Annotated in this window: 4 protein-coding genes and 1 pseudogene; 3 read left to right on the plus strand and 2 right to left on the minus strand. The window is 61.2% G+C overall.

Features of this window, described 5'->3' with window-relative positions; genetic code table 11:
• Nucleotides 1–114: 114 nt before the first annotated feature.
• Nucleotides 115–429, plus strand: a pseudogene (locus J9611_RS20900) (IS3 family transposase); the annotation flags it as partial.
• 565 nt (nucleotides 430–994) lie between these two features.
• Here the strand turns inward: J9611_RS20900 and J9611_RS20905 are convergent.
• Together J9611_RS20905 and J9611_RS20910 are read right to left on the minus strand one after the other, a co-directional pair.
• Nucleotides 995–2,998 (minus strand): cutinase family protein, encoded by a 2,004-nt coding sequence (locus J9611_RS20905; RefSeq protein WP_211883068.1) that lies wholly within the window; start codon nucleotides 2,996–2,998, stop codon nucleotides 995–997.
• A gap of 272 nt (nucleotides 2,999–3,270) precedes the next feature.
• A complete protein-coding gene (locus J9611_RS20910; RefSeq protein ID WP_211883070.1) occupies nucleotides 3,271–3,471 on the minus strand; it encodes an IS3 family transposase in 201 nt (66 codons plus the stop codon).
• Between the two features lie 61 nt (nucleotides 3,472–3,532).
• Here J9611_RS20910 and J9611_RS20915 point away from each other — a divergent pair, with 61 nt between their 5' ends.
• Together J9611_RS20915 and J9611_RS20920 are read left to right on the plus strand one after the other, a co-directional pair.
• Entirely contained in the window at nucleotides 3,533–3,829 is a 297-nt protein-coding gene (locus J9611_RS20915) for a transposase (protein WP_211883072.1), read from the plus strand.
• A 17-nt stretch (nucleotides 3,830–3,846) separates the two neighbouring features.
• Entirely contained in the window at nucleotides 3,847–4,440 is a 594-nt protein-coding gene (locus tag J9611_RS20920) for an IS3 family transposase (protein WP_307857174.1), read from the plus strand.
• Nucleotides 4,441–4,553 lie beyond the last annotated feature (113 nt).

A 4,553-nucleotide genomic window follows, 5' to 3' on the forward strand; every position in this document is an offset into this window, starting at 1 on the left:
CACGAAACATTAAGCCGGGAAACAGGGCCGCGACCCCCGAACCACAAGGGCAAACTCCCCACCCTCGGCTTAACGATTACCTCGGCTTAATCTGAATTAAGCCGAATTCGGCTTAATTCCGATCGCGGCTCCCAATACACCTCCGACGAATTCCAGAAATGGTGCGCAGGGAACCGTGTCACCCAGTCCATGGGAGCCGTCGGGGTGTGCTGGGACAACTCGGTCGCCGAAAATTTCTTCTCGCATTTGAAGACCGAGATGTACCACCAGCACACCTTCGGCAGCAGGCTTGCCGCGAGGACCGCCGTCATGGAATACATCGAGGGCTGGTACAACCGCCGCCGCCCAAACCGGCGGGCCGGCGGCATCCCCCCGGCAACAGCCCTTGCCACCCATCAAACCCGCGACCAGGAACCCCTGGCCGCGTAGTCCGATTCAACTACGAAACTGTCTCAAGAACTTGACGACCGCAATCCGTGGCTGACTCGAGCTCAGCCTGTAGAGTCCGGGCGATTTTAAGGCCCTCCATAGAGGAGCCGATGAACACCTGGACGTGGTGGGGTGCATTCGTCATGTGTTCAAACATAAACGAGTTCTAGTGGGTCAAAGGGCAGACTTCCGGTTCCAAGGAAGCGGGATACGAGCAACGGTTGGTTGCGCCTCGAATTGAGATACCCCGGCCGTTAGGGCAAAAAATCTACGCATGTTGATGGGCGTGATGTAGAGGACGTGTCTATTTACGGTCCGTGAGTGTGACTGCCGGGTCGAGGGCGGGTCAGAGGTCGCGGAGGTCCAAGGCCTCGGGCGTTCCGACCCGGACCGGGAAGTCCGTGACTTCATCCTGGGAGCGGTCGCCACCGCCGGGGGCCGAAACAAGCACGAGAAGCCCCTCCCGGCGTACCTGCAGTAGGAAGCAGAACGTAGAAATGCCCCGACGCCCTGGCGGGCGGCGGGGCATTCTTTTTTGACGGGACAGCTGGGTCCGGCGCGGTGGCTATCCGTAGAGCTCGGCGGTGAACTGGCTCCCCTGGGACCCGCCGCCCCCCGCTATGAGGACTCTTCCACTGGTGAGCAGGATAGTCGCTGCCTGTGCCCGGCTCGCTTTCATTGTGGCCGCGGCTGACCAGGTTCCTGTCACGGGGTTGTAAAGCTCTGTGGTCGGCAGGACATGGCCGTTCCCGTCGACACCGCCGACTACAAGCACTTTCCCGCTAGCAAGGGCGACGGAGGATGCCACTATACGGGCCGACCGCATGCTTTGGGCGACGGACCACTGTCCTGTGGTCGGGTTGTACGTTTCTGCACTTGACTGTGCGGTCCCCGGATTTTGGGGCCCGTTGAGGCCCCCTGCGACGAGGACCCGGCCGTCGGGAAGGAGCGCGGCTGTATGCGAGAAACGCCCCATCGTCATGCTCCCCGTGCGGGTCCAGGTGCCGGTGCTCGGGTGGTATATCTCGGCGCTTCCGGTGACGCCGCCGTTGGCGAGCGAGCCGCCGATAATGAGGACCAGCCCGGAGTTCAGTTTTATTGCCCTGGCACCTGACCGTCCCGTCGACAGAGGGCCTGTGCTCGACCATTTTCCGGTTGTTGGATCATAAAGTTCAGAACTAGCCGCTTCGGCGTGTTCGCCCCCGGCTATGAGGACCTTTCCGGTGGAAAGCAGGACCGCCACGTGACCACCGCGTGTAACGCTGAGCGGGTGGGCCGCCGGACTCCACTTTCCTATTGCTGGGTCGAAGATTTCAGCGCTGCCCAGGTTCACGAAATTTACGTCACCGCCGACAACCAGCACTTTGCCGTTGGGCAGCAGGGTTGCGGTGTGGTTCCGCCTGGCCACCGACATCGGCGGGACTGCGGTCCAAGTGTTTGTAACCGGGTGGTAGATTTCCGCCGTCGCTGTAGCGCCACCGTTCGCCGCCGCTCCGCCCGCTACGAGAACATCGCCGTTTGCCAGCGTGGTTGCGGTTGCGTCCTGGTGGTCATTGGCCATGGCGCCCGTTGACGCCGTTCCCTGCGGAGGAGGTATGACGGGAGTGATGAGGCTGTGGATGAAGGAAGCCGCCGCCGCGGTACTCTTTGGCCGGTAGTCCATGTGCGGACAGTCAAGTGTCGGGAACCCGTATTTGTTGCCGGCCATGTTGTCGATGCACGCCACGATCTCCACTAGGTCCGGGCAACCCGCTATCAATGACGGGATGCTGGCGAAGCCACCCGGCCTGAGAACCGCCACGAGTGCAGCCGCGCATGCAACGTCTTGGGCTACCGAATGCAGCGTGGAGTTGCAGAAGATGTCCCTAACGAGGCAATAGCTCCGGGCCTTGGCCTGGAAGTCCGGCGCAGGCACGGGGCGAAGAGATACAAGGCCCCGACCGGACGGGCGCTGTGTGAAGGTCCCTTGATCCAGTGGCGATGCTGCAGGGTTAAAGCCGGGGTCTCCGAAGAGGGTAACGCCGACGACTCGGTTCTTGTCGGCCGGGGACATGGCCTCGTAGACGTGCATGATCGCATCAGCCCCTTGGGAGTATCCGGAGAGGATCAACTGTTCGGACTTGCACCTGGTGGACAGGTAGGCGAGGGTTTTTGTCACCCCGTCCTGCATGCTCTTGGTGTAGGTGTCGAGGCTCCGGATGTCTGCGACGGAATAGTCCAGGTAATTGATGCCGTGCGCTTCGATCGACGTGAAAGTACCGGCGTAGGAGGCAGCCAGCTTATCGTAGAAATCGGTTACTACCTGGCCAAGATTGGCCGTTCCGCTCTTGCCAGTGTTGAGCTCACCGCTGCCGGCGAGTCCGACGAGCTGGATCTTGTTGCTGCACGTCAGCGCCGCGTTTGCCGCTGGCGCGGCCACGACTGCTGCAGGTACAGCGAGGGCTGACGCCGCGATGGCAACTCCTGCTATCCGGGCAATGATTGAATCCCGATGTCGCCGGGGTCTGTAGCGCTTGTGGAGAAAGCTGTTCACTGTCAGGACCAGCGGTTTTTTTAGAATATGCATCATGACCGTTTCGCTAGGAGGCCTTGGTGCAGGCCTGTAGTTTCGGCGGCCTCCCCCTGGAACCTCGTTCCCCCGCTGAGGAGACATACGATCATCCTGTGTCCGGGCCGTCAATGCGTAGTTGAACGCGAAAGAGCGAGTAGCGGCATGAGGGGGTGACGTGTCCCCGCGCAAGTCCAGCGCTTGAACAGCGAACTCCTCGAGGGGAAGCCCCTAAACGAAAGCCCCGCCGTCGGCTGACGGCAGGGCCTCTTCGCTAAGGGAACCAGTTGGGCCTAGTGTTCCGTGTTAATGGTTTGTTTGCGTTTCATCTTGCCCAATAGATATTCCGCGGACTTGGTCCAGGTGAACGGCTTGGCGTCCTTGTTGTAGTTTTCGATGTACCGCTCCATGGTCTCTTCCAGGTCCTTCACGGAGCTGAATGTTCCACGCTTCAGGCACTGGCGGGTGATGATCCCGAAGAAGATCTCCACCATGTTCAGCCAGGAGCTGCGGCCGTATGGTTTTGTGAGACAGCTTGTGAGGAGCCTTTTTCGCATGACCGACCGCAAGAAATATACGCAGCAGTTCAGGGATGAAGCCGTTGAGTTGGTGATTTCCTCTGGCCGTCCGATCGCGCAGGTGTGCGTCGATATCGGGGTCAACGTGGGCACTCTGGGGAACTGGGTGCGCAGGTACCGGGAGGATCATCCGGAACGGTTCGCCGCCGGCGAGGAGAAGACGCCCGTGTCCTGGGAGGAGCACCAGAAGGCTCTGGCTGAGATTTCCAAGCTGAAACAGGACGTTGAGTTCCTGGGAAAAGTCAGCGCCTTCTTTGCAGCGAAGCAACGGTAGAGGATTTCTACCGTTTCATCGAAGCGGAGAAGGCGAACCATCCGATCGCGTGGTTGTGCCGCGCCTTGAAGGTCTCCCGGGCCTCGTTCTACCGGTGGCGTAACCCGGCCGGCCCCTCGCCGCGGGCTGTGCGGCACGAACAGTTGGTCGCTGAGGTTACCGGGTTGTTCGAGAAGGAAAAGGGCCGTGCCGGCCGTGACCAGTTGACCCTGATGCTCAATGCCAAGGGCGTGGAGGTCTCCGCCCCGACGGTGGGCGCGATCATGCGCGAGCAGGGCCTGCGGGCCGTGCGCACCAGGGCGTGGAAGCAGACCACCGTGCAGGACCCGCAGGCGAAGACCGCGCATATCCGCAACCACATGCTCGATCAGGACGGCAAGCGGGACTTCACGTCCACGGCGCCCGGGACCCGGCTCTGCGGGGACATCACGTATCTGCGCACCGGCGAGGGGTGGCTCTATCTGGCCACCGTGATAGACCTGTGCACGGGCATGATCATCGGCTGGGCCATGGCCGATCACATGCGCGCCAGGCTCTGTACCGACGCACTGGGAATGGCCCGCGACCACGGTTACCTCGCGGAGGGAGCAGTCGTTTTTCATTCCGATTAAGCCGAGGTAATCGTTAAGCCGAGGGTGGGGAGTTTGCCCTTGTGGTTCGGGGGTCGCGGCCCTGTTTCCCGGCTTAATGTTTCGTGCTATTTCAGTGTGTAGAGCAGTTGAAG

It is taken from the genome of Pseudarthrobacter albicanus (assembly GCF_018224015.1).
In the GTDB taxonomy this organism is placed as follows: Bacteria; Actinomycetota; Actinomycetes; order Actinomycetales; family Micrococcaceae; genus Arthrobacter; species Arthrobacter albicanus.

Excerpts from the sequence above, each read along its gene's own strand:
- J9611_RS20905 (WP_211883068.1), bottom strand. The coding sequence starts at position 2,998 with ATGATGCATATTCTAAAAAAACCGCTGGTCCTGACAGTGAACAGCTTT.
- J9611_RS20910 (WP_211883070.1), bottom strand. The coding sequence starts at position 3,471 with ATGGTGGAGATCTTCTTCGGGATCATCACCCGCCAGTGCCTGAAGCGT.
- J9611_RS20915 (WP_211883072.1), top strand. The coding sequence starts at position 3,533 with ATGACCGACCGCAAGAAATATACGCAGCAGTTCAGGGATGAAGCCGTT.